29 protein-coding genes are annotated in these 24001 nt (G+C 56.2%); 25 read left to right on the forward strand and 4 right to left on the reverse strand.

The window, feature by feature from the left end; genetic code table 11:
• Positions 1-99: 99 nt before the first annotated feature.
• Positions 100-1332, reverse strand: a complete 1233-nt coding sequence (locus RGB73_RS02885) for a WD40/YVTN/BNR-like repeat-containing protein (RefSeq protein ID WP_310769012.1) — start codon at positions 1330-1332, stop codon at positions 100-102.
• A gap of 159 nt (positions 1333-1491) precedes the next feature.
• Between RGB73_RS02885 and RGB73_RS02890 the strand changes: the two genes are divergently transcribed.
• The 4 genes from RGB73_RS02890 (at position 1492) to RGB73_RS02905 (ending at position 4548) form a co-directional block, all read left to right on the forward strand.
• Positions 1492-1884 carry a hypothetical protein gene (locus RGB73_RS02890; protein WP_310769013.1) on the forward strand — a complete coding sequence of 131 codons (393 nt, stop codon included), beginning with the start codon at positions 1492-1494 and terminating at the stop codon, positions 1882-1884.
• Positions 1885-1890: 6 nt separating this feature from the next.
• Positions 1891-2493, forward strand: coding sequence for a gluconate 2-dehydrogenase subunit 3 family protein (locus RGB73_RS02895; protein WP_310769015.1), 603 nt, complete (start codon positions 1891-1893; stop codon positions 2491-2493).
• Positions 2480-4117 carry a GMC family oxidoreductase gene (locus RGB73_RS02900; RefSeq protein WP_310769017.1) on the forward strand — a complete coding sequence of 546 codons (1638 nt, stop codon included), beginning with the start codon at positions 2480-2482 and terminating at the stop codon, positions 4115-4117. The genes RGB73_RS02895 and RGB73_RS02900 overlap by 14 nt, the downstream gene beginning before the upstream one ends.
• 95 nt (positions 4118-4212) lie before the next feature.
• Positions 4213-4548, forward strand: coding sequence for an ArsR/SmtB family transcription factor (locus RGB73_RS02905; RefSeq protein WP_310769020.1), 336 nt, complete (start codon positions 4213-4215; stop codon positions 4546-4548).
• Positions 4549-4713: 165 nt separating this feature from the next.
• On the opposite strand, the gene RGB73_RS02910 is transcribed toward RGB73_RS02905, so the two are convergent.
• Positions 4714-4974, reverse strand: a complete 261-nt coding sequence (locus tag RGB73_RS02910; RefSeq protein WP_310769022.1) for a glutaredoxin family protein — start codon at positions 4972-4974, stop codon at positions 4714-4716.
• 199 nt (positions 4975-5173) lie between these two features.
• On the opposite strand from RGB73_RS02910, the gene RGB73_RS02915 reads away from it, so the two are divergent.
• The 15 genes from RGB73_RS02915 (at position 5174) to RGB73_RS02985 (ending at position 18957) form a co-directional block, all read left to right on the forward strand.
• Positions 5174-5404 (forward strand): gamma-type small acid-soluble spore protein, encoded by a 231-nt coding sequence (locus RGB73_RS02915; RefSeq protein WP_310769025.1) that lies wholly within the window; start codon positions 5174-5176, stop codon positions 5402-5404.
• A gap of 121 nt (positions 5405-5525) precedes the next feature.
• Positions 5526-5912, forward strand: a complete 387-nt coding sequence (gene acpS / locus RGB73_RS02920; protein ID WP_310769028.1) for a holo-ACP synthase — start codon at positions 5526-5528, stop codon at positions 5910-5912.
• A gap of 246 nt (positions 5913-6158) precedes the next feature.
• Positions 6159-7196 carry an outer membrane lipoprotein-sorting protein gene (locus tag RGB73_RS02925; RefSeq protein WP_310769031.1) on the forward strand — a complete coding sequence of 346 codons (1038 nt, stop codon included), beginning with the start codon at positions 6159-6161 and terminating at the stop codon, positions 7194-7196.
• Between the two features lie 267 nt (positions 7197-7463).
• Positions 7464-8861 carry a hypothetical protein gene (locus RGB73_RS02930; RefSeq protein WP_310769035.1) on the forward strand — a complete coding sequence of 466 codons (1398 nt, stop codon included), beginning with the start codon at positions 7464-7466 and terminating at the stop codon, positions 8859-8861.
• Between the two features lie 207 nt (positions 8862-9068).
• Positions 9069-10847, forward strand: coding sequence for an adenine deaminase (gene ade, locus RGB73_RS02935; protein ID WP_310769037.1), 1779 nt, complete (start codon positions 9069-9071; stop codon positions 10845-10847).
• A gap of 64 nt (positions 10848-10911) precedes the next feature.
• Positions 10912-11352 carry a hypothetical protein gene (locus RGB73_RS02940; protein ID WP_310769040.1) on the forward strand — a complete coding sequence of 147 codons (441 nt, stop codon included), beginning with the start codon at positions 10912-10914 and terminating at the stop codon, positions 11350-11352.
• Positions 11353-11354: 2 nt separating this feature from the next.
• On the forward strand, positions 11355-12557 hold the full coding sequence (gene alr, locus RGB73_RS02945) for an alanine racemase (RefSeq protein WP_310769043.1): 1203 nt from the start codon (positions 11355-11357) through the stop codon (positions 12555-12557).
• A 253-nt stretch (positions 12558-12810) separates the two neighbouring features.
• A complete protein-coding gene (locus RGB73_RS02950) occupies positions 12811-13110 on the forward strand; it encodes a CopG family ribbon-helix-helix protein (protein ID WP_025845698.1) in 300 nt (99 codons plus the stop codon).
• A gap of 3 nt (positions 13111-13113) precedes the next feature.
• Positions 13114-13464 carry a type II toxin-antitoxin system PemK/MazF family toxin gene (locus RGB73_RS02955; protein WP_023556675.1) on the forward strand — a complete coding sequence of 117 codons (351 nt, stop codon included), beginning with the start codon at positions 13114-13116 and terminating at the stop codon, positions 13462-13464.
• Between the two features lie 279 nt (positions 13465-13743).
• Positions 13744-14079, forward strand: a complete 336-nt coding sequence (locus RGB73_RS02960; protein WP_396136193.1) for an anti-sigma regulatory factor — start codon at positions 13744-13746, stop codon at positions 14077-14079.
• A gap of 15 nt (positions 14080-14094) precedes the next feature.
• Positions 14095-15093 carry a PP2C family protein-serine/threonine phosphatase gene (locus RGB73_RS02965; protein ID WP_310769053.1) on the forward strand — a complete coding sequence of 333 codons (999 nt, stop codon included), beginning with the start codon at positions 14095-14097 and terminating at the stop codon, positions 15091-15093.
• Between the two features lie 23 nt (positions 15094-15116).
• Positions 15117-15443 (forward strand): anti-sigma factor antagonist, encoded by a 327-nt coding sequence (locus RGB73_RS02970; RefSeq protein WP_310769056.1) that lies wholly within the window; start codon positions 15117-15119, stop codon positions 15441-15443.
• Positions 15443-15931 carry an anti-sigma B factor RsbW gene (gene rsbW, locus RGB73_RS02975; RefSeq protein WP_310769059.1) on the forward strand — a complete coding sequence of 163 codons (489 nt, stop codon included), beginning with the start codon at positions 15443-15445 and terminating at the stop codon, positions 15929-15931. The genes RGB73_RS02970 and rsbW overlap by 1 nt, the downstream gene beginning before the upstream one ends.
• On the forward strand, positions 15900-16694 hold the full coding sequence (sigB, locus tag RGB73_RS02980; protein ID WP_310769062.1) for an RNA polymerase sigma factor SigB: 795 nt from the start codon (positions 15900-15902) through the stop codon (positions 16692-16694). The genes rsbW and sigB overlap by 32 nt, the downstream gene beginning before the upstream one ends.
• Before the next feature lie 100 nt (positions 16695-16794).
• Positions 16795-18957, forward strand: a complete 2163-nt coding sequence (locus RGB73_RS02985) for a Tex family protein (RefSeq protein WP_310769064.1) — start codon at positions 16795-16797, stop codon at positions 18955-18957.
• A gap of 24 nt (positions 18958-18981) precedes the next feature.
• Here RGB73_RS02985 and cmpA read toward each other — a convergent pair whose 3' ends face one another.
• Positions 18982-19104 carry a cortex morphogenetic protein CmpA gene (gene cmpA, locus RGB73_RS02990; RefSeq protein ID WP_152985748.1) on the reverse strand — a complete coding sequence of 41 codons (123 nt, stop codon included), beginning with the start codon at positions 19102-19104 and terminating at the stop codon, positions 18982-18984.
• 80 nt (positions 19105-19184) lie between these two features.
• Positions 19185-19520 (reverse strand): hydrolase/acyltransferase, encoded by a 336-nt coding sequence (locus tag RGB73_RS02995; protein WP_310769068.1) that lies wholly within the window; start codon positions 19518-19520, stop codon positions 19185-19187.
• Between the two features lie 109 nt (positions 19521-19629).
• Between RGB73_RS02995 and RGB73_RS03000 the strand changes: the two genes are divergently transcribed.
• The 6 genes from RGB73_RS03000 to tsaD all read left to right on the forward strand — a co-directional run bounded on the left by RGB73_RS03000 (position 19630) and on the right by tsaD (position 23986).
• The gene (locus tag RGB73_RS03000) at positions 19630-20103 is read left to right on the forward strand and encodes a SprT family protein (protein WP_310769070.1); all 474 of its coding nucleotides are present in this window, start codon (positions 19630-19632) and stop codon (positions 20101-20103) included.
• 136 nt (positions 20104-20239) lie between these two features.
• Positions 20240-21265: a thiamine-phosphate kinase gene (gene thiL / locus RGB73_RS03005; RefSeq protein ID WP_310769072.1), complete on the forward strand. Its 1026-nt coding sequence runs from the start codon at positions 20240-20242 to the stop codon at positions 21263-21265.
• Positions 21266-21269: 4 nt separating this feature from the next.
• Entirely contained in the window at positions 21270-21740 is a 471-nt protein-coding gene (gene tsaE, locus RGB73_RS03010) for a tRNA (adenosine(37)-N6)-threonylcarbamoyltransferase complex ATPase subunit type 1 TsaE (protein WP_310769075.1), read from the forward strand.
• A complete protein-coding gene (tsaB, locus tag RGB73_RS03015) occupies positions 21721-22443 on the forward strand; it encodes a tRNA (adenosine(37)-N6)-threonylcarbamoyltransferase complex dimerization subunit type 1 TsaB (RefSeq protein ID WP_310769079.1) in 723 nt (240 codons plus the stop codon). The genes tsaE and tsaB overlap by 20 nt, the downstream gene beginning before the upstream one ends.
• A 5-nt stretch (positions 22444-22448) precedes the next feature.
• Positions 22449-22904, forward strand: coding sequence for a ribosomal protein S18-alanine N-acetyltransferase (rimI, locus tag RGB73_RS03020; protein WP_310769081.1), 456 nt, complete (start codon positions 22449-22451; stop codon positions 22902-22904).
• Positions 22904-23986, forward strand: coding sequence for a tRNA (adenosine(37)-N6)-threonylcarbamoyltransferase complex transferase subunit TsaD (tsaD, locus tag RGB73_RS03025; RefSeq protein ID WP_310769083.1), 1083 nt, complete (start codon positions 22904-22906; stop codon positions 23984-23986). Before rimI ends, tsaD begins: the two co-directional genes overlap by 1 nt.
• Positions 23987-24001: the final 15 nt, after the last annotated feature.

Genomic DNA, 24001 nt, shown 5'->3' on the forward strand with positions numbered 1-24001 from the left:
GGTATTTTTCTGGATGAAATGCGAGAAGCAAACAGCCCCAAAGCATGAAAGAAGAGCAGCCTGGTACAGGGCTGCTCTTTTTTGTGGGAAAGGCATGTGTCAAGAAGACTTCCCAGGAGCGGGGAACTCATGCGTTTTTTTCCAATGTTCGCCGCCGTCCGAGGTGGTGTACATTACCGAAGCTTTTTCGTTGTCCGTGCAGACCCACCACCCGTTTTTGGCATCTGCCATGCCCAGAATGGCTCCGGCATAGCCGGGATAAGCAGCGGGTTCGTTCACCCACGTTTTCCCTCCGTCCGTGGTCTTGCCGACGGTATTCGGCTTGTCGCAGGCAGGGCAGTCTCCGCCCATATACGCAGTCTTGCGGTCTACGACATACAGCGGCCCCGGCTTGGAGCCTTGGTTTTTGGGACCGCCGTTGTACTCCAGCGGGAAGCCGGGAGCGGGTCCCCCGCCGGCTGTGGAGTTGGCCACAACCGTCTGCCAGCTCTTGCCGCCATCCGACGTGTGAAACAACGAGTACGACGTTTGCGACATGCCGGAGTCGCCAACCCACTCTACCCAGGCATCGTCCGGGCCGACAGAGCGGATGAGGGCGCCGTTCAGCGGCGCTGCCAGCTTGCGGCCCATGACGGTCTTCCACGTTTTCCCGCCATCCTGTGTTCTTTGGACGATTCCCATTCCATTGTTTTGAATGACAGCCCAGCCGTTTTTCTCGTCGTGAAAATAGGCGTCTCCGACGATGTTTTGGGGAACAGGCAGGGCGTCCCAGCTTTTGCCGCCGTCCGCAGTAGCCGCATTTGCCGCGAAAGCCCGATCGGCCGAAACGAAATGCAGGAATCCGCTGTTTGGCGCTTTCCCCGCAACCGACCAATGCTGGCCGCCGTCCGTAGTGCGGAGGAGATTCGCGGATTCTGTCTCGGCCCACGCTTGCTTGCCGTTCAGGGCAAAAATTTGACTGATGGCTTCTTGGCCGCTCCATTGCGTCTGCCAGCTTCGCCCTCCGTCGTCGGTGCGGGCGATCCATCCGTCTCCGCCGATCCAGCCCGAACTTGCGCTGGCGAGCCTCATGGCTGTAGGGGTTCCCAGCGAAGCGGCGGAAGATCCTTGGTTCCTGCCGTCCGTGGTCGAATCGGGTGAAGAAGGAAGATGGCTATCCTTGCCCGCATCGGAGGGCGTGGCAGGTGTTTGCGAAGGAGCAGGATCGGCCGCTGAAGGCGCGGTATTGCCAGCAGATTGATCTGCGGGAGACGGCACCGAGCTTTGGCAGCCGGTGGCTGCGAGAAGCCCAAGCAACAGGAGTGCGAGAGTCTTGCTGCGTACAGAAAACATTTGATGATTCCTCCCAATGTGGTTGGTGTGTTCATTCAATAAACGTATGAGCGCGAGAAATATTACAGTGAAAAAAGTTTGCCCGCAAAGAATGCCGAATAGGACACAATCCCCAAGGAAAAAATAGGCGCAACTTACGAAAAAGAGGAGGAAATCCCAATGTGGCAAGGCTGGCCGATCGAACGTGTCCTCATCTTGTTTGCAGGTCTTGCATTTGCACTGATCGCCGTTCAAGTCACCATGTTTCATTCGAGACAAAATTTTCGCCATTGGGCCATGTGGGTACCCGTCATCGAACTGCCTATTTTTGCGGTGACCGCGATTGTTTTGTCCTTTGTGAACGCAGGCTGGCTGCGCGTCGTATTTACCCTGATGCTGGTGCTCGGGCTGGCGGGAGGCGTTTTCGGGGCGTATTTGCACACGGTAGGCGTCGGGCAGCGGGTAGGCGGTTACTCGCAAAGCCAAAATTTCCTCGTCGGTCCCCCTATTATCCTGCCGCTGCTCATGACCGCCATCTCAGCGCTGGGGCTGATCGCCCTGTTTTGGGGGTGAGGGCACATGGCAAATGAAAGCCGTTATCCTAACTATGACGTGTGGGAGCAGCATGCCGAGTGGGATGGGCATACCAAAAAAATCGTTGGCTCCAGACGTTCCCCGCAGGTTGCCCATCAGTTTTTTACGCAGCCGGAGGCACTGCTGCTGCAAACGATTGTGGGATCGCTGGTAGACGACCATCGTCTGGAAGTGCTGACCTACGTAGCGCAGCATTTGGACGAATCCATAGCGAGCCCGATCGGAGAATCCCAGCGCAAAGTGGGAGTTCCCCCCAAAAAAGATTTGTACCGGAAAGGGCTCGCAGGGGTAGAGGCGGAGAGTCATGCGGCATATGGAACCGAATTTGCCGCTCTGAAGCGGCAGGAGCAGGAAAAGGTGCTGCAAGCCGTTTCGTCTGGCCGGACGAAGGCCGGACAAGCTTGGGAGGGCGTAGCTCCCGCCGATTTTTTCAAACGGCTCCTGCACGACGCGGTGAGTGCCTATTACTCTCATCCGCTTGTCTGGTCCGATATCGGCTACGGAGGACCGGCTTATCCGCGTGGCTACGTCCGTGTTGAGCTGGGATTGACTGATCCTTGGGAGGCGAGAGCAAATGACATGGAGTGACCCGGTCAAGCACCATAGCGACCATTACGACGGGTACCGCTCGAGCAATCTGGACAAGCGGAAATACGCGGATGGAGCCGACGTGTGCATCGTCGGTGCGGGGGCAGCAGGTGGCGTTCTCGCCTACGAGCTGGCCAAGGCAGGTCTTCGGGTCGTCGTCATTGAGGCCGGGCCGTTCTGGGATCCGCAGAGCGACTTTGCAAGCGATGAGCTTTCCATGCGCCGCTTGGCCTGGCAAGAGACGCGGCTAGTAGCGGGCCGTGATCCGCTGCGGCTTGGACACAACAATTCGGGGCGAGGGGTCGGCGGGGGAACCGTGCATTTTACCGGGGTTTTTCTCCGTTTCCACGAGAGCGATTTTCGGACGAGGACCATCGACGGGGTAGGGGAGGACTGGCCGATTACCTATCATGACCTCGCTCCGTACTACGACAAGATCGAACGGGAAATTGCCGTCTCGGGACCCTCGCATTTTCCGTGGGGCGCCTTTCAAGGCCCGTATCCCTACCCGGTCCGCGAGCCGATCAGCGCCAATTCGCAGCTTTTCCGGGAAGCGTGCCAAAAGCTGGGCTATGACAGCGTGGTGGCTCCACTGGCAATCTTGTCCGGGCCGTTTGACGGCAGGCCGCCTTGCATCAATCGCGGCTTCTGCAATCAGGGGTGCATGCCGAATGCCAAGTACAGCGGACTGATTCACCACATCCCCAAAGCGATCGCAGAAGGGGCTGAGATCCTGTCCGATTGCATGGTGACGGAAATTTTGATGGCCGGCGACCGGGTGAGCGGGGTTCTCTTTACCCATGACGGCCTGACGCACCGGCAAATGGCCCGCGTCGTCATTCTGGCAGGTTTCGTGGTGGAGACGCCGCGGCTGCTCCTGAGCTCCGCCAACTCGCGCTTTCCGGACGGACTTGCCAATTCCAGCGGGTGGGTGGGAAAGGCCATCATGCCGCACTCCAGCCACGACGTGTACGGCCGCCTGCCTGAAGAGGTGCGTCTCTACAAAGGGACCCCGGTCCTGGCGCTGACGCAGCACTTCTACGAGACGGACAGGGAGCGGGGATTCGCCCGAGGATACACGCTGAATGCCCATGGGGCGAGGCCGGTTGCGATGGCTACCGCGATTGCCGCAGAGCGCGAGGACGGTTCATTTTTATGGGGGCGGCACCTGCGGGAAACGATGCTGGACTACAACATGTACGCCCGGATCACGCTCGTGGGGGAAGTCTTGCCCCATCCGGACAACGCCGTGACGCTGAGCGGGGAGAAGGACGAGTACGGCATGCCGGTTCCCAAGGTGACGTTCAGTTACCAGGAAAACGACCGACTGTTATACCAGCATGCAATTGAACAAATGAAACAGATTGTGGAAGCGATGGGGGGAACCCCGGAGCACGTCGTATCCGATACGGCCCATTTGATGGGCGGGTGCCGGATGGGACGGGATCCTTCGACCTCGGTAGTCAATGAGTTTGGTCAGTCGCATGACATTCCCAACCTTTTCATAGCGGGAGCATCCACATTTGTTACATCCAGTGGCAGCAACCCGACGAACACAGTAATGGCGCTGGCTGCACGGACTGCCGACAAGCTGATCGAGGCCATGAACCAGCGCGAAGTTTAGTGAGCAATCACCGAACTTTTATGTTCCTATCTTCCCCACCGAACAAAACATATTGTATACTGAGAGGCAGATAAGCAAGGCAAAGGTGGGTTCGTATGGATATGGATTTAATGCAGGTACTGTTTTTGTCCGAGGTTTATAAGCTTCTTGGTGACAAGACGCGACTGATGATCATGGCGCTCCTGCAAGTGCAGTCCTTATGTGTCCGTGATCTCGTGGAGATTCTGCAAACTTCCCAACCCTCTGTTTCCCAACACTTAGCGAAGTTAAAGACACATGGTTTGGTCAAAGAGCGTCGGAAAGGACCATGGGTATTCTACTCAGTCAATACGGATTGCGCTCCTGCAGTCAAGCAGATTCTGTCTAATTTACCGGATATGTCGCCTGTCATCAAACAAAAATCAGCCGAGAACGAACCTTCTTTCGGCTGATCGGTCTTATTTGAAGCGATGGATCAATTTGGATCCAACGCTTTTTTTTACGTGAAGGAATTTGTAAGCGGAACGCTTATAAACTTCCGGAGCGCATGGCGAAGTACCTCAGCGTCCAACATCCAGCATCAACTGCGGTGAATTATTCCGCTATAACGCGGTCGCTCATCCTTGATATGGCAGCGACAAGTGTTTGCTTATTTGTTCCTTGTCAAATCCGTGGATGACAATTTCCTCGCCGGTTTCCTTCTTGATCAAGGTAACCGGGGTCATGCTGGCACCGAGGGCGATCGCTTCCTGGAAGTACGCGTCGTTTTTGCGGATGTCCCGGTCTTCAAACGCAATCTGTTGGCTGGTTAGCCACATTTTTTCCTCCTGACAAGGACCGCAAGTGGTTTGCGTGTAGATGATGACAGTATGGGCCATAGGATAAGGCTCCTTTCATAATGCGTAGTGGAAACAAGTCATTCGCCCCGGCTTGGGGCATTTCCTGCTGGCGATTGCACTTTTAGAATGTCCGTTCGAGCTGCTTTCTTTTCAGCGTCGGATGGGAAAAACAGGATGGATACCTCAATAGGGGGCGGTACAAATTATATTCAGCGACATCGAGGAGGTGAATCGAACGATGCCTAAACAAAACAAGCAAGCAGGAATGAACACGGAATTCGCCAGCGAGACCAACGTGTCTCAGGTTCGCCGTCAGAACCAGCAATCCGCTGCAAACTCTGCTGCACAACAAGCTGGTCAAACGACTGCAACTGAATTCGCTAGCGAGACCAACGTGTCTGAGGTTCGCCGTCAGAACCAACAATCCGCTACGAAATCTGCTCAACAATCCGGCCAAGCTACCGAGTAGTAGCCGCAGGCCATACAACCCTCGCCTTTTGCGGGGGTTGTTTTCATTTCTTCTTGCCAACAATGGAGGGGAATGGTACGGTGACAGCAGAAATCGCAGGAACAGGAGCGAAAAGTACCCGATGATTGTTGGAATAGGCATCGATATGATCGAAATCAAGCGAATGGATACTCTTGTAAACAGGCAGCCGAAAGCCGTCGGCCGTTTTCTCACCGAGCGTGAACAGGAGCTGCTTCGGGGAAAGTCCGAGGCCAGAAGGGCGGAGTTCATTGCAGGCCGCTACGCCGCCAAAGAAGCGGGAGCCAAAGCGCTCGGCACCGGGATCGGGGAGAAGCTCAGCTTTCTCGACATGGAGATCCTGCCGAGCAACAGCGGAAAGCCCGAGCTGACTTTCGCTTCCTCCGTATTCGACAGGCTGGGACTGGACCATCAGCGGATAAGAATTCACCTGAGCATCTCGCATAGCCAATCCCATGCGATTGCACAAGTTGTAGTGGAAGAGCTCTAACTTGTCTGCATATTGGGACGAGGATGGACATACATTTATATCGCGTAGATCAGGAGGGACTACCTGCTCTTATACAGGAAGGGTAAGTCTTCTGCCGATCCAGGCGATATCGAGTCCTCTTCCGGAAAAACAGGCTGATCATTGACACGATGTGCGCTGCATGAGGCGAAAGACTGACAGATTTCCCAGGAAATAGACAGGGATGCCCTTCTTTGTCGAAAATGTTGACAAGGAGGAGTTCATTGAATGAAACGGGCAGCATTACCACTGGCGTTATTGTTGGTCTTCACCCTGCTGCTCGGCGGCTGCTTTGGTCAAAAAACACCAGAAGACGTGGTGAGTGACTTGAGCGGTACGCTGGGCAAAATGACTGGCTACAAGTCTCAAGCAGTGCTGACGATGCAGACAGGCTCGACCCCCATGGAGTATGACGTCCAGGTATGGTACGAGAAGCCGACCAATTACCGCGTAGCGCTGACCTCGAAGCAGCGGGGCATTACCCAGATCATTTTGCGCAATAACGAAGGGGTTTTCGTTCTCACTCCGCATTTGAACAAGAGCTTCCGCTTCCAGAGCGGTTGGCCGGAAAACAACGGGCCGCTTTACTTGTACGAGACGCTTGCCCGCAGCATTATCGATGATGCCGAACGGCAAATGAAAATGGATGACAAGCAGTACGTGTTTGAAGTGAAAGCCAACTACAGCGGAAACCGTTCCTTGACCAAGCAAAAGATTTGGTTGACGGAAGATTTCAAACCGACACACGCGGAAATCATGGATTCGAGCATGAATCCGTTGGTGAAGATCGATTTCTCGGAATTCGTGTTCAACCCGTCCTTCGACAAAGACGCTTTTGACAAGGACCGCAATATGGCGACCAGCTCCTTGCCTTCGATTCCGACCATGGGGCAGGCAAACGGTCAGGGGGCGCAGCAGCCGTCCAGCCAGTTCGGCGTCATCGTGCCGTCGTATGTGCCGCAGGGCGTGCAGCAGGGAGATATCGAACCGGTTACGCGGGATGGCGTGCGTACCGTCGTCCTCAGCTACAAAGGAGCCTACAATTACAAGCTGTCGGAAGCGCGTCCGACGGCAACTTCCGTCTCCTACGAGCAAGGCATGCCAGTGAATCTCGGCTTTACGGTCGGAGTCCTGGCCCAAACGTCCGACAATCGCCGCATCCTGACTTGGGAGCTCGACGGCGTGGAGTTCATGCTCTCCGGCGACTTGCCGGAAGAGGAAATGGTCAACGTCGCACAATCTACGTACGGTATCGGCGGCAAGTAAATGAAAACAGGGAGAGGGGACGGTGCAGGCCGTCCTCTTTTTGTATGAGCGTCCATCCTTGTGAGAGCCCCCAAGAAAAACCTGTCTTGCGTGACAGCCAAAGACAGAAGCCGACCGGGCGGAACAGCCCCTTCCCATAAACGTTCACAACTTTCCCTCAAGCTTTCCACTTTTCTCAAACGGAAATCTAAAAAAGCTTGTGTACACTTTGACTTGTACCAAAGAGGTACATAACGCCAAAGCAAGTGATGAAAGGATGATGAGAATATGTTTAGCAAAGCGAAAATGGGAATGCTTTTGGGAACAATGGCTGCCGTGCTGAGTATCGGAAGTCTGGGAAGCGCTCTGGCGGCTGACACGACACAAACACAAACACAAAATTTGAATAAACCTGCAGACGTTACCTTCAAGGCTGGCAAAATGGATCACCGCGGAGGCTTCGGAATTTCCTACAAGGAAAACACCGAACTGCTGTCCCTTCTGAAACTGGACGCCGACCAGCTGGAAGAACAGCTGAAAGCGGGCAAAACGCTGGCGCAGGTAGCCGAGGCTCAAGGGGTAGATGAAGACGACGTAATCGATCTGCTCGTCAAGCAGCAGGCAGACAAGCTGGCGGAAGCGGTGAAAGCAGGCAAGCTGACGCAGGAGCAGGCTGACAAGATGAGCGAGAATGCAGCCGACCGAGTCAAAGAGAAGGTGGAAAGCACACACCAAGGCAAAGACAAGGGCTTCGGTGGCGGCTTCGGTGCAGAGAAGAACGAGGAGCTGCTGTCCCTCCTGAAGCTGGATGCTGACGGCCTCAAGGAACAGCTGAAAGCGGGCAAAACATTGGCGCAAGTGGCAGAGGCTCAGGGCGTGGCCGAGGACGACGTGATCGATCTGCTGGTCAAGCAGCAGGCTGACAAACTGGCGGAAGCGGTGAAAGCAGGGAAATTGACGCAGGAACAAGCGGACAAGATGAGCGAAAACGCTGCGGACCGCGTCAAAAAGCAGGTGGAAAGCACGCATCAGGACAGAGGCTTCAGAGGCGGCTTTGACGTGGAAAAGAACGAAGAGCTGCTGTCTCTCCTGAAGCTGGATGCTGACGGCCTCAAGGAACAGCTGAAAGCGGGCAAGACGCTTGCGCAAGTGGCAGAGGCCCAAGGTGTGGACGAAGACGACCTGATCGATCTGCTGGTCAAGCAGCAGGCTGACAAACTGGCGGAAGCGGTGAAGGCGGGCAAGCTCACGCAGGAGCAAGCGGACAAAATGAGCGAAAACGCAGCGGACCATGTGAAGGCGATGGTGGAGAGCAATCACCAAGAACGGGGCTTCGGCAAGGGAATGGGCTTCGGGTTCGGCAAGAGCCAAGAGCTTCTCACCCTCCTGAACCTCGATGAAGCCAAGCTGAAGGAGGAGCTGACCGCAGGCAAGTCGCTGGCGGAAATCGCAAAAGCGCAAGGCGTGTCGGAGGATGACGTGATCGCTCTCTTGGCGAAGCAGCAGGAAGAACGTCTGGCGGAAGCCGTGAAAGCGGGCAAGCTGACCCAAGAGGAAGCAGACAAACGCAGCGAGGAATTCCAGGCGATCGCGAAAAAAATGGTGGAAAGCACCTTTGAAAAAGTAGTGTTTCCAAGAGAAAAGCAAGCGGAAAAAGAATCCGCGAACGAAGCTGAAGCCGAATAAGGCTGAAGCGGCAGAAGGGTGTCCCCCGAGCAGGATTACTGCGAAGGGGGCGCCCTTTTTTGTACAGATAGGAATGGATAAAATTCCTATCCAGTGTAAGAGCAGCAGCTGTTCTGCCAAAAACTCCGATTGCATGAAGCCGCTTTTTATACTAATGTAGGTACTAAAAATTTTTGAGAGAAAAACGAAGGAAGAGGTGCAGCAGCTGTGACCGTCTCCAAAGAAGCCTTGCGAAAACGTATTGCCGTAGCGGCCGGCAGAGAAAAAGCCGATGTTGTCATCAAGAACGGTACCATCATCGATGTATTCAACGGGGAGCTTCTGAAAGCCGATGTCGCGATTGTCGATGGCGTCTTCGCGGGGATCGGGCCATACGAAGGACGCCACACCATCGATGCCGTGGGCAAGTACATTTCCCCGGCCTTCATCGATGGCCACGTGCACATCGAATCTTCCATGGTCGTCCCTTCCGAATTCGCCCGGGTGCTGTTGCCGCACGGGGTAACGACTGCCATTACCGATCCGCATGAAATCGCCAATGTCATGGGCGCGCGCGGCATCTCATTCATGCTCGAGGAATCAGAGGGCCTCCCCTTCGACGTGTACGTCATGCTGCCGTCATGCGTTCCCGCGACCTCCTTCGAACACGCGGGGGCAATTCTCAGGCAGGCGGACCTGGAGCCGTTCCTTTCCCATCCTCGTGTGCTGGGACTGGCGGAAGTGATGGACTATCCCGCTGTCATGAACGCTGAAGAAGATATGCTGGACAAGCTGACCGCGACTCTGGCGCAAAGCAAGCAGATCGACGGGCATGCTGCGGGACTGGATGCCCGGGCCATCAACGTGTACCGGACCGCGCAAATCAGAACGGATCACGAGTGCGTGAATGAGCAGGAAGCAAAGGAGCGGCTGCAGAGGGGGATGTATCTGATGATCCGCCAGGGCACGGCTGCCAAGGATCTGGAGGCGCTGCTCCCGGTTGTAAATGAACGAAATGCGCGTCGCTGCCTGTTCGTCACAGACGACAAACATCTGGACGAGCTAATGCGGGAGGGCAGCATCGACCATCACGTCCGCATGGCGATTCGGCGGGGCATCCCGGCTGTCACGGCCATTCAAATGGCGTCGCTCAACGCGGCCGAATGCTTCCGCCTTCAGGACAAAGGCGCGATCGCTCCGGGGTACGCCGCCGATTTCCTGCTGCTGGATGACCTCGAGAAAGTCGCTATTCATCAGGTATACAAAAACGGCAAGCTGGTGGCGGAAAAAGGAAACGTCGCAGAGGGCGTGTTTCCGGAAAGGTCCCCGGAAGTATCGCAAATCGGCGAGTCCCTGGCCGACAGTGTCAGGATCGATCCTTTGACACCCGAGCAAATCGCCATTCCCGTAGCGAGCGGCAAGGCGCATGTCATCGGAATCGTACCGAACAAGATCGTCACGGAGCATCTCGTCGAAGAAGTGCCGACACAGCAAGGCCTCTTTGTGCCTTCGGTTGGACGCGATCTGCTGAAAATCGCAGTAATCGAGCGGCATCACCGGACCGGACAGATCGGGCTGGGGATCGTCAAAGGACTCGGCCTGCAAAAAGGAGCAATCGCATCCACGGTAGCGCACGACTCCCACAACCTCATCGTCGCAGGTACCAACGACGCGGACATGCTGGCTGCGATAGAGGCACTCCGGCAGATGCAAGGGGGGCTCGTAGTGGTAGATGGAGGAAACGTGCTTGCGTCTCTCACGCTGCCGATCGCGGGGCTGATTTCCAATCAGAAGGCGGAGGACGTCTGTCATGGCCTGGACGAACTGGAGAAAGGACTGCGCCAGATCGGGGCGCCGACGTCGTTCCAGCCCTTTTTGACGCTCTCCTTCCTGGCGCTTCCCGTCATTCCGGCGCTCAAGCTGACGGATCAGGGGCTGTTCGACGTCAGCCGTTTTCAGCACATAAATGTGGAAAGTGACGCCGGCAAACCGCATTCCTTGAATTGACATGCGGCGGCCAAACGCGATACATTCAGAGTAACTTCTATCGTAATGAGGTGGCATGCTTTTCATGAAAAAACCTTCTACGGATGTAGTGTACCAGGAAGAATCCTCGTACAAGGACATGCTCCTGCGCAAAAGCGTAAAAATGCGCGTGATGGAGACGGTGGCCTTTGTGCTGGGCATGCTGATTCTCGCCCAGATTCTTCCCAGTAACAACACGGCTTTCAAAGTGCTCGCCTTTGCGATTGCGATTGCGGTCGTCGGTCTGGCACCCCTGCTCTACAAATCGATGCTTCGTCCCATGTACAAGCTGACGAAGACTCACTTGGTCATCAGGATGTCGGGCAAGGAGACCAGCTATCCACTGTCCGAAGTGGAACAGATCTATGAAGGCCGCCATCTCTATCGGGTGGGCGGGAAGCGGGAGTCGCTGATGGTTTCCCGTGAATTTCTCAAACACTTGAACGAGCGTTTGTTTTACTATAATAAAGCGAACAAGAGGAGATAAGCATGAAACCGTTTTGTCGTGACACTTGGGTCGAAGTGAATCTGGATGCCATTGCGTCCAATGTAGAAACATTTCGGCGTCATCTGCCGGAGGGTATCGGCATCATGGCGGTAGTAAAAGCCGACGGATACGGCCATGGCGCTGTCCGGGTGGGACAACAGGCACTGGAGAGCGGGGCGAGCTCGCTGGCTGTGGCCATGCTGGATGAGGCGATCGTCCTGAGGGAGGCTGGCATCGCAGCGCCGATTCTGGTGCTCGGGTACACGCCTGCCGAATCGGTCGAACCCGCTGCCCGCTTGCAGATCGAGCTTACCGCTTACAGTGCCGAATGGATCGAACATGCAAATCGTGTGCTTGAGCAGGCAGGACTTCCAACGGTCGGCGTCCATATCAAGACCGATACGGGAATGGGCCGCCTGGGAGTGCGTACGGCTGAAGAGCTGCTGCGTGTCGTAAATGCCCTCGAGGAAAGCGACAGACTAGACTGGACCGGGATTTTTACCCACTTTGCATGCGCCGATGAACCGGACACCACCCATGTGCGACGACAACACGAAACGTTTCAGCGCTTACTGCAATCGCTCCGCTCGCAAGGAATAACACTGCCGAAGGTACACTGCTGCAATACGGCCGCTGCCATTGCTTTTCCTGAATGGGGGTATGATACGATCCGTTTAGGCATAGGTTTATACGGATTATATCCTTCACCGTACATGAAAGAGCGTGCAGATGTACCGCTCGTTCCCGCCTTGTCCTTGAAGACGCGGATCGCCCACGTGAAGACGGCAAGCGAGCCCTTCACAGTCAGCTATGGGGCGACGTATACCGCTCAGCCTGGAGAGACGATCGCGACGCTGCCGATCGGATATGCAGATGGATATTCTCGCCTGTTGTCCAATCGGGGGGAAGTTTTGTACAATGGAGCGCGTGCCTCTATCGTTGGCAGGGTTTGCATGGACCAGATCATGGTGAGGATCGACCGCGGGACAGCACAGGTCGACGACGAGGTCGTTTTGTACGGCAAGCAAGGAGAGGACGAAATTTCGCTGGATGAGGTGGCCGCCCTGATCGGCACGATCAACTACGAAGTGCCTTGCATGCTGAATTACCGAATCCCTCGCGTCTACTATCGCAGCGGAAAAGAGGCCGGAGTGTTTCATCCGATCGCGGCGAAACACGCTGACAAGGAAAGTGTAAATAACTAGCAAACAAAATGCGGCAGGAATTTCGCTTTGCAGCACGAATACTAGTTAAGCGCAAAAAGCGGGTATTCTTGTACAGATAGGAATTCCTATCCGGTACAAGGAATGAAGGCTTCGCCATGAAGCTTGACGCAGCCAAGTTTTCGGACCTGCAGCGCACAGGATAGGTATATTTTTGCAATGGTTTCGACATAATGGTATTGTTCATACTGACGAGAAGACAGGAGAACATGCTTAGCGGATGAAAGTTACGGTCATGGTTGGAGGTGGATTTGTCTTGTCGAAGTCAAACACGAAACGCATCATGATCAGTTTGCCACAACACTTGCTTCAAGAAGTGGATGGCGTGATTCAGAAGGAAAAATCCAATCGCAGCGAGTTCATTCGTCAGGCGATGCATCTGTATTTGAAGGAGCGCAAGAAGCGCACCATCCGTGAGACGATGCAAAAGGGATACATGGAGATGGCGAAAATCAATCTGAAAATGGCATCGGAGGCTTTTGGCGCTGAAGAAGAGGCTGACCATACTCTTGTCCGCTTAGTTAGCGGGGTGTGACCAGTGATTGTTAAACGTGGCGATGTGTTTTTCGCGGACCTGTCACCGGTCGTTGGCTCTGAGCAAGGAGGCGTTCGGCCTGTATTAGTCATTCAGAACGACATTGGAAATCGATTTAGTCCGACGGTCATCGTCGCAGCTATCACGGCGCAGATTCAAAAGGCAAAATTGCCCACGCATGTTGAGATTGACGCAAAATTATATGGATTTGATCGTGACTCCGTCATTCTGTTGGAACAAATTCGAACCATTGACAAACAACGGCTAACCGACAAGATTACTCATCTGGACGACGAGATGATGGATCGTGTCAATGAATCCCTGCAAATCAGCTTGGGACTCATTGATTTTTAGAGCGGGATAGGCCTTTGGAGAGGAAAAGCCACTTGAGCGAAAGCAAGTGGTTTTTTTGCGTGCAGGGCAGGGATTTTGCGAGCATATAGCGAATGTGATGGAGTAGCGAGTTTAGACAAAATGTGACATGGTTTGATTAAGGTGTCAAAAGCTGCAATTCATTTCTACCTACCAGGTGAAGGCGGAAGGGGTTTTTTGATTGTGGCAGAGTTGTATCCTGAGACAATCAAGATAGAGACAGAGTCGGATATTGTCGCAGCGAGGCAAGTGGGACGGAATATGTCGCGTCAGTTAGGGTTCGGCACGATCATGCAGTCCCGGATGGCCACATCCATTTCTGAACTGGCTCGGAACATTTTTTTGTACGCAGGAAAAGGAACCATTACGATAACGCCGATTGAACGCGAAGGGGCAATCGGCTTGCAAATAACGGCGGTGGACGCGGGCCCGGGAATCCCGGACGTGCGCAAGGCTCTGGAGGACGGCTACACGACTACCGGTGCGCTTGGAGCAGGGCTGCCCGGTGTCAGGCGAATGATGGATGAGTTCGATATTCAAAGCGCTCCAGGCGAAGGAACGCGCGTCGTCATCGCCAAATGGCTGGAACGAACATAAGGAAGGTGGAGAGAGATGATGACCCGGGGTGTAGAGGAAGAGTACGTCAAAATTCTCCGGGATTACTTGACTGGCCAAGGTGAGGATCAACTGTACGACGCCCAGCAGTTGGGCAAATGGCTGCTGCTGCGGGACATTTCACCGGAAGAAATCATAGACTTGCACGGTCGAGCGTTGGAAGAGCTGGGGGAAGTACCCGAATTTGTGCGTGCTTCCTTTTCTATTTTGACCGAAGTGATGATCGAATACGGAAACGAACACCGCTCCGTTACCAGTTTGAGAAGCAAGCACAAGCAGCTTCAATCGGAGATCGCGGTCGCCTCCGCCATGCAGAAGGCCCTTTTGCCGGAGGCGCTCCCCGTCTACCCCGGGGTGGATCTCGGGGTGGTGAGCGTCGCGGCAAAACAGCTTTCCGGCGATTACTACAACTTCATCTGTCACGAAGACCGTTTATGCTTGATGGTCGCCGACATCACGGGAAAGGGCATTTCGGCAGCGATGTGCATGTCCATGCTGAAATACGCGCTGGACAGCTTGGGAGAGATGCAGCAGAGCCCGGATGAAATGCTGCACAACCTCAATCGGGTGGTGGAGCGGAATATCGACCCCAGCATGTTCGTGACGATGGTATTGGGCTGCTACGATACACGCAGCCATTCCTTTCGGTACGCCGTGGCCGGCCATGAGCCGGGATTTGTATACCGGGCAAAGGAAGGACGTTTTTACGATATGGAGGGACAAGGCCCGGCGCTGGGACTAAGCCCGAACAGCCGTTATGAGGAGCGGGAAGTTTATCTGGATGTGGGAGATGTTCTGATTCTTCTGACTGATGGTGTAACGGAACGGAAAATTGACCGATATTACTTGCAGAGGGAAGAGCTCGTGGAATACTTGCAGGCCGAAGTCGGTTCCACTGCCCAAGCGATGGCGGACGGCCTGTACAGCAAGCTTCTCTTGCTCTCCCAGTTTGAGCTGCCGGACGATTACACCATGATTGTCCTGCGAAGAACATGAACGACATCTGGAGGGTGATATCGATGGACCTGACGATCAAGACGACCAGCACCGAGACAGAGCATCAAGTAAACCTTAGCGGGGATGTCGATGCCTTCACTGGTCCGAAAGTAAAAGAAGCGCTGATGACGCTGGTACAGTCGCCGAATGCGTCTGTCGTAGCCGTTGATCTGAAAGAAGTGGAATATATGGACAGCACGGGCATCGGGATCTTTATCGCAGTGATGAAGGCGTGCAAACAGTCGGGCTGCGAATTCGTGGTCCAAAACCTTTCTCCACGCGTGGAGAGGCTGTTTCAGATTACGGGCTTGTACGAGCTGGTCGTCATCCGCAAAGGAGAGAGCGCGTAATGGCTCAAAACAGACCTGTGGCAGACGTGATTGAATTAAAGTTCCCCGGGGTGCCGGATTACTTGGGAGTCGCCCGCCTGACCGTGTCGGGCGTGGCCAACCGCATGGGCTTTTCCTTCGAAGAAATCGAGGACATCAAGCTGGCGGTGGGCGAAGCATGCAGCAATGCGGTCAAGCACGCGTACAGAGCTGCTGACGGCGTGATTCAGCTCGTGTGCCAGGTCCATCCCGACCGCTTGGTGATCGTCGTATCGGACCAGGGAAAGGGATTGGAGAGCGAGCCTGTCCTTGATCAACTCTCGCCGCTTTGCGCGGGGATCGACATTGAAGAGGTGGAAGAGGGGGGCCTTGGGCTCTATGTGATCCATGCCCTGATGGACGAGGTAGATATTCGTACAGACCACGGTGTCTCGGTCACCATGACCAAATATGTTCGGCGGGATGGGGTGGCTGGCGATGACCGAACAATCTCGGAAGAAGAAGTTTAGTCCCGCAGAGCTAAGGCAGCTCACCCACCAGTATTGGGAGACGGGCGATGCCGGCTTGCAGGAGCTGCTGGTGGAAGCGTACACCCCTCTGGTCGAGACCTTGGCCAAAAAGTTCGTTCGCGGGCAAATCATGCACGAGGACCTGATTCAGGTCGGCATGATCGGTCTGCTGGCGTCGCTGCGCAGATTTGATCCGGCGTTCGATCGGACGTTTGAGAGCTTTGCCATTCCGACCATCATTGGCGAAATCAAGCGGTACATCCGGGACAAGACCTGGAGCGTCCACGTCCCTCGGCGGGTCAAAGAGCTGAGCCCGAAGATCAAGCGGGTGGTGGACGAGCTGACCGTTCAACTGCAGCGGTCTCCCCAGATCGCGGACATCGCCCGCTGTCTGGGCGTATCCGAGGAGGCAGTGCTGGAGACGCTGGAGATGGGGCGCAGCTACCATTCGCTTTCCATGGACAGCGAGCTGGAAGCGGACAGCGACGGCAATACGATCACGTTGCTGGATCTGATCGGTTCCCAGGAAGCGGGCTACGGCCAGGTCGAGCAAAACATGATGCTGGATCGTGCCCTGCACGTTTTGGACAAGCGGGAAAAGGAAATTATCCAATTGACATTTTATCAAAACTTGAGCCAAAAGCAGGCGGGGGATGTGCTGGGCATGTCCCAGATGCACATTTCGCGGCTCCAGCGCAGGGCGCTCGGAAAATTGCGGGAAGCCCTGAAGGTGGATCAGCACGAAACGCTGCTGGGAACATAAAGGGACGGGGTGTCGGACGGCACCTCTTTTTTTATGCTTCCAGACGTTAACAGCAAATGTGGTACAATAAACGGCGAAGAACGAGCGCAGGAGGACACGTATGGAACTTTCGTTGATGATCCAGACTATCGCCCGGGATACCGGCGTCAAACCTCACCAGGCTGAGCGTACGATCGCGCTCTTGGACGAAGGAAACACGGTCCCGTTTATCGCCCGCTACCGCAAAGAAATGACGGGGCAGTTGGACGAGACGCAGATTCGGGACATTGAAGAGCGCGTTCGCTACTTGCGCAATTTGTCCGTGCGAAAGGAAGAAGTCATTCGCCTGATCGAGGAGCAGGGCAAGCTGACGGATGAGCTGCGCGCAGCGATCGAATCGTCAGCCAAGCTGCAGGAAGTAGAGGACTTGTATCGACCCTACCGGCAAAAACGGCGGACCCGTGCCACGATGGCCAAGGAGAAAGGGCTGGAACCGCTGGCCGATTACCTGTTGAGCTTGCCGAAGTCAGGGGATCCGCACAAGGAAGCGGAGCGTTTCATCGACCCGGAAAAAGGCGTCGAGTCGGCTGAGGCGGCTCTGCAAGGGGCCATGGATATCGTAGCTGAGCACCTGTCCGACGATCCGGACATCCGGCAGTGGATCCGTCAGCGGACGTTGCAGCAGGGCCTATTGCTGTCGGAGAAAAAGGCGGATGAAGCCGAAGAAAAAAATGTGTACCAAATGTACTATGCATATAGCGAGCCGTTGAAAAAGGTGGTGCCTCACCGCGTGCTCGCGATGAATCGCGGCGAGAACGAAGGGATCCTGAAGGTGGGGATCGAAGCGCCCGTTCCCGAGATTCTGGCGTGGATGAAGAAGCGGGTCATCCCGCGGGAGACCGTTGTGCGAGCGGTGCTCGAGCAGACGATCGAGGATGCCTACAAACGTCTCATCGCGCCATCGATCGAGCGCGAGGTGCGCTCGGAGCTGACGGAAACGGCGGAGGAGCGGGCGATCCACATCTTTGCGGAAAACCTGCGCAACCTGCTCTTGCAGCCGCCGGTCAAAGGAAAGGTCGTGCTGGGGGTCGACCCGGCGTTTCGAACAGGCTGCAAGCTGGCTGTGGTCGATGAGACAGGCAAGCTCTTGGAGGTAGCCGTCGTGTATCCGACTCCTCCGGTGAACAAGGTGGCAGAAGCCGCGGCAAAAGTGAAACAGCTGATCGAGAAGCACGGCGTCACCGTGGTCGCTATCGGCAACGGCACCGCCTCGCGGGAAACGGAGCAATTCATCGCAAATGTCTTGAAAGAGCTGGGAAAAGACGTGATGTACATCATCGTAAACGAGGCGGGCGCATCCGTTTACTCCGCCTCCACGTTGGCGAAGGAAGAGTTCCCCGAGCTCGACGTCGCGGAGCGCAGTGCCGTATCGATCGCAAGGCGGCTGCAGGACCCGCTGGCGGAGCTGGTCAAGATCGATCCGAAGTCGGTCGGTGTCGGTCAGTACCAGCACGATGTGTCTCAATCGCGGCTGGCGGACAGCCTGCAATTCGTCGTCGAATCTGCGGTGAACCACGTGGGAGTGGACGTGAATACGGCTTCGGCTTCTCTCCTGCAGTACGTGTCCGGCATCAGCAAGCAGGTGGCGGTCAACATCGTGAAGAAACGGGATGAAATCGGCAAGTTTTCGTCACGGACAGAGCTGAAGGGCGTGCCGCGTCTGGGAGCGAAAACGTACGAGCAGTGCATTGGCTTTCTGCGCGTCATGGAGGGATCCAATCCGCTGGACAAGACTCCGATCCACCCCGAGTCTTACGGGGCGACGGACCAGCTGCTGCAGATGATCGGCATTGCGCCCGGGGAGATCGGAAGCGACCGCTGCAAGGAGCGCCTCCAGTCCCTGAACGTAGCGGAAACCGCGCAGAAGCTGGGCATCGGGGAACCGACCCTCGCCGACATTGTGGAAAGCCTGCTGCGCCCTGGGCGCGACCCGCGGGACGAGCTGCCTAAGCCGCTCTTGCGCAGCGACGTCCTCCAGCTCTCGGATCTGAGCGTAGGAATGAAGCTCCAGGGAACGGTCCGCAATGTCGTGGACTTCGGCGCATTTGTAGATATCGGCCTGAAAAACGACGGCCTCGTACACATCTCCCGACTGAAAAAAGGATTTGTGAAGCACCCGCTCGATGTAGTGACGGTAGGGGACATCGTGGACGTCTGGGTCGTCGAAATCGACGAAAAGCGCCAGCGGGTAGGGCTGACGATGGTCGCACCGACGGAAGGGTAAGGAAAACAAGAAGGCGGCGCCCCGTTATTCGGGACGTCCGCCATGTTTTTCCCAATATAAGAACCAGCAACTGTTCAGCAAGCGAATTTGCCTGACATCCTTCCCGCTGAAGGCACGCTGCAACTGCCTACGCATCCATTGTGGCATGAAGGTACCTCCTGGAGTTCATCGTCTATTGGCATGTGTATGCGCAGGACGAGATGGAGGTACCTATTTTTTACGGGGTGTTACTCTTCTTCGCGCAAAAATTCCAGTTGGGCCTGGAGGGCGCGAATTTCCGTCAAGAGCGAAATCAACGGATACTGGCTCTCCTGCAAGGAGGCAAAGCGGCGTTCCAGCTCGCTTACGTAGTCCAGACCATCGGCGACCGAGAGCCCCTTGTCAAGCAGCTCCAGTTCGGCGCATTCCGCGACGACTTGCGGCAGCTTCGGCCGATCCGCGATGGTCAGTTTGTCGATCTCTTTGTGCAGCCGCTTGAACAGGGCAACCAGTTGGTACATGTGCGATTCGGGCATCGCGACAAACTGAAGTGCGGTGCCTTCCTGCAACAGCAAATAGCGCATGAGCTCCTCCACCATTCTACTTTTCTACCAACCAGTGTAGCGTAACTGTCTGGCACTTTTCAACCGGAACTGCTATCGTGAAAGGAAAGACAGGAGCGGAGGAGAAACGATGACCGATCAGGAGTTGCAAAAGCTGGTGGAGGACATATCCAGCCAATTTTTCGCTGTGCCCTTTCGCCATCAGGCCCGCTTTAACGGCCGGCTGCGTACGACGGGCGGGCGTTATTTGCTGAAAAGCCACGACATCGAGCTGAATCCGCGGCATTTGCAGGAGCATGGCATGGACGAGCTGGTTTCCATCATCAAGCATGAGCTGTGCCATTACCATCTGCACTTGGCCAAGCGGGGGTACCGCCATGCGGATCGCGACTTCCAGCTGCTGCTCAAGCAGGTCGGCGGCAGCCGGTACTGCCAGCAGGTGGGAGAAGGGCGGAAGCGACTGCCTTATCGCTATGAGCTTGCTTGCAAGGCGTGCGGAATGACTTATAAGCGAAAGCGCAAGATAAACCCATCCCGCTACCGCTGCGGCAGATGCAGCGGCAAGCTGGTTCTGAGGGAGCTAAAAGAGCCCGTTTTTTCCTGAGGCGCTCGGGGAGGCGGGCTTTCGCGCGCTTTGTCTCGCGCAGGCGGTGCTTTGTTGCACGCAGGCGGTGCTTTGTTGCGCGCCTTTGGAGTGCAGCGTTATAATGAATGGACTATGCCGTAAAGGAGCGTTCGAGGTGGCACACGATGAATTTTCCCTGATCCGGCAATGGACGAGCCGATCGGACGGACAGGAAGGAGACGGCTTGACCGTCGGAATCGGGGATGATGCCGCTGTCTATACTCCGACGCCCGAGATGGAAGTCGTGGCGTGCTGCGATGCGATGGTCGAAACCGTCCATTTTCTAAAAGAGACCATGCATCCGAGTGACATCGGGTACAAAGCCGTGGTCAGCAACGTGAGCGATGTCGCCGCCATGGGAGGGCTCGCCCGGTACGCGCTGGTCACTATCGCCGTGTCTCCCGGCTGGTCTGCTGGGCAGACTGCTCACATTTACGATGGAATTTACGAGGCTTGCGAGCAATACGGTGTAAAGCTGATCGGCGGGGATACGGTATCGGCGCCTGATGCCCTTCATCTTTCCGTGACGGTACTCGGCGAGGTGGAAAAGGGCCGGGCGATTCGCCGTTCCCATGCGGAGCCCGGCCAGCTGGTGTTTGTGACCGGAGACGTGGGGACGTCGGCCGCAGGGCTGTACCTCTTGCTCAAGAAAAAAGAGACCGGCGAGCCCATATCCGAAGCATTTCAGGGGCTGGTCAAAGCGCACCAGCGTCCGAGCGCACAAGTGGAGGCGGGGAGGATCCTCCTTGCTTCGCGGGCTTGTGGAGCCTTGAACGACGTCAGCGACGGACTGGCCTCGGAGCTATGGGAAATCGCCGAGGCGAGCCGTGTGGAGCTCGAGATCGACGCAAGCCTGATTCCGATCAGCAAAGAAGTACGCGCCTGCGCGGGGCAGGCGGGAAAAGATCCGCTGGATTGGGCCTTTTACGGTGGGGAGGACTACCAGCTGGTCGGTACTGTCGACGAATCGAGCATCGATACATTGTCCGGGGATTTCGCAGCGGCCGGCATTCCGTTTACGATCATTGGCCGCGTAACGAGCCGAGCGGCAGGTGCATCGGTCAGCTGCCTGCGGGCAGGCGAGCGGTCGCCATTGCCAAAGGCCGGCTTCAACCATTTCGGTCGTCGTGAAGGGGGATGACAACATGGCATACGAGTGGACACTCTCAGGTGTCGAGGAGACGCACCGTTTCGCGGAGAGTCTCGCGGCCCATTTGCAGCCGGGCGACTTTTTGGCGCTGGAAGGCGATCTGGGAGCGGGGAAAACGACGTTCACCCAAGGGCTCGGACGGGGTCTAGGCGTTCGGCAAGTGGTGAACAGTCCGACGTTTACGATCATAAAAGAATATCAGGGGCGCTTGCCGTTCTATCATATGGATGTCTACCGGGTCGGGGATGACGTGGACTCGCTCGGTCTGGACGACTATTTTTTTGGAGAAGGAGTCTGTGTGGTCGAGTGGGCTTCCCTGATCGAGGAGGTACTCCCCGCAGACCGGTTGACCGTCTATTTGCGCGTAGCCGGGGAAGACAGACGTCTGATCGAGCTGGTGCCGCATGGGGACCGTTATGTGAAATTGTGTGAGGAGTTTGATTTTGATGCGCGTACTGGCGATTGATACGTCCAATCTGGTGCTGAGCGTAGCCGTTGTGGAAGAAGAGCGGGTCCTGGCGGAGATGACGACGAACCAGCAAAAAAACCATTCGATCCGCCTCATGGACTGCATTTCCGAGCTGCTGGACGCTACGGATACGCTGCCCGAGCAGCTTGGCGGGCTGGGAGTGGCCAAGGGACCGGGCTCCTATACAGGCGTCCGGATCGGAGTGGCGACCGCCAAGAGCATGGCCTGGTCGCTAAACCTGCCTGTCGTAGGCGTCTCCAGCCTGCAGGCCGTCGCCATGAACGCGTTGGGCTTTCCCGGCCTGATCGTTCCCTTGTTCGATGCCCGCAGAGGCCAGGTGTACACGGGGGCTTATCGGACAGAAGGGATGGCGTCCGTCCAGCTGCAGGAGAAAGAAGCGATCATCCTGTTGAGGGATTGGCTGCCGATGCTTCGGGAACAGGCGCAGGGCGCCCCGATCCTGTTCCTCGGCGAGGACGTTCGTCTGCATCGCGAGACGATTGTGCAGGAATTGGGGGAGCAAGCGCAGTTTGCTTCTCCAGCCATGAACCATCCCCGTGCGGCGCACATCGGTTTTTTGGCGATGCGCCATCTGCAGGATGGCAAAAATGCGCATGAGCTGGTGCCTGAATACCTTCAATTGGCGGAAGCGGAAGCAAAATGGCTGGCCCAAAAGCAGGAGGGTTCCGCAAAGGAGTAATGGCAATGACTCAACCAATCGAGCTGGAATACCGATTTATGACGATGCAGGACGTCGGGGCCGTAGCGGAGCTGGAGCGGCTGTCGTTTACCACGCCCTGGCCGCATGACGCCTTCGTGAATGAACTGACGAAAAACCCCAACGCCCGGTACGTGGTGGCCGTTCATCAAAACCGGATCGTGGCCTACTGCGGTATGTGGGTCATCCTTGATGAAGCGCATATTACCAATGTGGCTGTCCATCCGCTGTTCCGGGGGAAAAAGATCGGCCTGGGGCTGATGCTCAAGATGATGAGTGTGGCCCGGATGTATCACGCCAAAAGCATGACGCTGGAGGTGCGGCCATCCAACATCGTGGCGCGCAATATGTACACCAAGCTGGGCTTCAGGGAGCATGGCGTACGCAAACGATACTATTCCGACAATAACGAGGACGCAATTATTATGTGGGTGACGCTGTAATGAACAGGACCTATACTTCGCGCTACGAGAAGCGCGTGCAAGAGGCGTATCAGACACACAAACAGTCGGGAGAGCCGACTTATATACTCGGGATCGAGACCAGCTGCGACGAGACGTCAGCCTCTGTCGTGCGCGACGGAAGAGAAGTGCTTTCCAATGTGATCGCCTCCCAGGCAGACATTCACAAGCGTTTCGGCGGCGTGGTGCCGGAGGTTGCTTCCCGCCGCCATGTGGAAAACATCACGCTGACGATCGAAGAGGCGCTTCAGGAAGCAGGCAAGACACTGGACGACATTCATGCCATTGCGGTGACCTACGGACCTGGATTGGTCGGCGCGCTGCTGGTCGGGGTAGCTGCGGCCAAGGCGATTTCACTGGCTCGCGGGATTCCGCTCATCGGCGTCCACCATATCGCCGGACACATCTATGCCAACCGGCTGGTGGAGGAGATGGACTTTCCGCTGATCGCGCTCGTCGTCTCAGGCGGCCATACGGAGCTCGTCTGGATGAAAGAGCACGGGCAGTTTGAAATTTTGGGCGAGACCCGAGACGATGCAGCAGGGGAGGCGTACGACAAAGTCGCCCGCGCCCTGCACATGCCTTATCCCGGCGGTCCGCACATCGACCGGCTCGCGCACGAAGGCATGCCGAATGTGCCGCTGCCGCGCTCGTGGCTGGAGCCGGACTCGTACGACTTTAGCTTCAGCGGATTGAAATCGGCGGTGCTGAATACGCTGCACAATGCCGCGCAGCGGGGAGAGACCATCGAGCCTGCCAATCTGGCAGCGAGCTTCCAGGACTCCGTGACGGAAGTGCTGGTGGAAAAAACGCTACGGGCTGTCCGCGAGTACGGCGCCAGACAGGTGCTTTTGGCGGGCGGCGTCGCGGCCAACCGCGGATTGCGGGAAAGGCTGCAGAGCCGTTGCCGGGAGGAAGGCGTCCCGTTGGTGATTCCTCCGCTTTCCCTTTGTACGGACAATGCCGCGATGATCGCCGCCGCCGGGTTCATCCGCTACGAAAAGGGGCAGTTTGCCGAGCTGGACTTGAACGGTGTGCCCGGCTTGCCGCTTTCTGAACACTGATCCTAGGAGTGCAGA

Source organism: Brevibacillus brevis, assembly GCF_031583145.1.
GTDB classification, from domain to species: Bacteria; Bacillota; Bacilli; order Brevibacillales; family Brevibacillaceae; genus Brevibacillus; species Brevibacillus brevis_E.

Coding starts and splice junctions, on each gene's coding strand:
- RGB73_RS02885 (WP_310769012.1), bottom strand. CDS start 1,332: ATGTTTTCTGTACGCAGCAAGACTCTCGCACTCCTGTTGCTTGGGCTT.
- RGB73_RS02890 (WP_310769013.1), top strand. CDS start 1,492: ATGTGGCAAGGCTGGCCGATCGAACGTGTCCTCATCTTGTTTGCAGGT.
- RGB73_RS02895 (WP_310769015.1), top strand. CDS start 1,891: ATGGCAAATGAAAGCCGTTATCCTAACTATGACGTGTGGGAGCAGCAT.
- RGB73_RS02900 (WP_310769017.1), top strand. CDS start 2,480: ATGACATGGAGTGACCCGGTCAAGCACCATAGCGACCATTACGACGGG.
- RGB73_RS02905 (WP_310769020.1), top strand. CDS start 4,213: ATGGATATGGATTTAATGCAGGTACTGTTTTTGTCCGAGGTTTATAAG.
- RGB73_RS02910 (WP_310769022.1), bottom strand. CDS start 4,974: ATGGCCCATACTGTCATCATCTACACGCAAACCACTTGCGGTCCTTGT.
- RGB73_RS02915 (WP_310769025.1), top strand. CDS start 5,174: ATGCCTAAACAAAACAAGCAAGCAGGAATGAACACGGAATTCGCCAGC.
- acpS (WP_310769028.1), top strand. CDS start 5,526: ATGATTGTTGGAATAGGCATCGATATGATCGAAATCAAGCGAATGGAT.
- RGB73_RS02925 (WP_310769031.1), top strand. CDS start 6,159: ATGAAACGGGCAGCATTACCACTGGCGTTATTGTTGGTCTTCACCCTG.
- RGB73_RS02930 (WP_310769035.1), top strand. CDS start 7,464: ATGTTTAGCAAAGCGAAAATGGGAATGCTTTTGGGAACAATGGCTGCC.
- RGB73_RS02940 (WP_310769040.1), top strand. CDS start 10,912: ATGAAAAAACCTTCTACGGATGTAGTGTACCAGGAAGAATCCTCGTAC.
- alr (WP_310769043.1), top strand. CDS start 11,355: ATGAAACCGTTTTGTCGTGACACTTGGGTCGAAGTGAATCTGGATGCC.
- RGB73_RS02950 (WP_025845698.1), top strand. CDS start 12,811: ATGGTTGGAGGTGGATTTGTCTTGTCGAAGTCAAACACGAAACGCATC.
- RGB73_RS02960 (WP_396136193.1), top strand. CDS start 13,744: ATGTCGCGTCAGTTAGGGTTCGGCACGATCATGCAGTCCCGGATGGCC.
- RGB73_RS02965 (WP_310769053.1), top strand. CDS start 14,095: ATGATGACCCGGGGTGTAGAGGAAGAGTACGTCAAAATTCTCCGGGAT.
- RGB73_RS02970 (WP_310769056.1), top strand. CDS start 15,117: ATGGACCTGACGATCAAGACGACCAGCACCGAGACAGAGCATCAAGTA.
- rsbW (WP_310769059.1), top strand. CDS start 15,443: ATGGCTCAAAACAGACCTGTGGCAGACGTGATTGAATTAAAGTTCCCC.
- sigB (WP_310769062.1), top strand. CDS start 15,900: ATGACCGAACAATCTCGGAAGAAGAAGTTTAGTCCCGCAGAGCTAAGG.
- RGB73_RS02985 (WP_310769064.1), top strand. CDS start 16,795: ATGGAACTTTCGTTGATGATCCAGACTATCGCCCGGGATACCGGCGTC.
- cmpA (WP_152985748.1), bottom strand. CDS start 19,104: ATGCCACAATGGATGCGTAGGCAGTTGCAGCGTGCCTTCAGCGGGAAG.
- RGB73_RS02995 (WP_310769068.1), bottom strand. CDS start 19,520: ATGCGCTATTTGCTGTTGCAGGAAGGCACCGCACTTCAGTTTGTCGCG.
- RGB73_RS03000 (WP_310769070.1), top strand. CDS start 19,630: ATGACCGATCAGGAGTTGCAAAAGCTGGTGGAGGACATATCCAGCCAA.
- tsaE (WP_310769075.1), top strand. CDS start 21,270: ATGGCATACGAGTGGACACTCTCAGGTGTCGAGGAGACGCACCGTTTC.
- tsaB (WP_310769079.1), top strand. CDS start 21,721: ATGCGCGTACTGGCGATTGATACGTCCAATCTGGTGCTGAGCGTAGCC.
- rimI (WP_310769081.1), top strand. CDS start 22,449: ATGACTCAACCAATCGAGCTGGAATACCGATTTATGACGATGCAGGAC.
- tsaD (WP_310769083.1), top strand. CDS start 22,904: ATGAACAGGACCTATACTTCGCGCTACGAGAAGCGCGTGCAAGAGGCG.